Raw genomic sequence first — 243 nt, 5'->3', positions numbered from 1 at the left:
CTGGGGAAAGGAGGCGTTGCTGAGGATATGGCGTTGTATTTAAAACGGCACGATGGACGGGCGGCGACTTGCGATGACTTTATACGGGCAATGCAGGATGCAAATCGTTATGATTTAAGCCAGTTTGCACTGTGGTATAGCCAGTCAGGTACAACGCAACTGACTGCTAGCCAGCAATATGATGCTGCTACACAAGTACTGACATTAACACTTGGGCAATCTACCGCAGCAACGGCTGACCAG

General features: G+C 49.8%; 1 protein-coding gene. It reads left to right on the top strand.

The genetic code is table 11. From position 1 onward, the window contains the following. Nucleotides 1-27: 27 nt before the first annotated feature. Nucleotides 28-243, top strand: a 216-nt coding sequence (locus R0J87_RS23745; protein ID WP_498889465.1) for a hypothetical protein, incomplete at its 3' end; no start/stop codon positions are given.

Origin of the sequence: Halomonas sp. SIMBA_159, assembly GCF_046536035.1 — a bacterium.
Lineage (GTDB): Bacteria > Pseudomonadota > Gammaproteobacteria > Pseudomonadales > Halomonadaceae > Vreelandella > Vreelandella venusta_A.
Note: the sequence above shows the minus strand (reverse complement) of the source record. Positions and strands in the feature narration are given on the sequence as shown.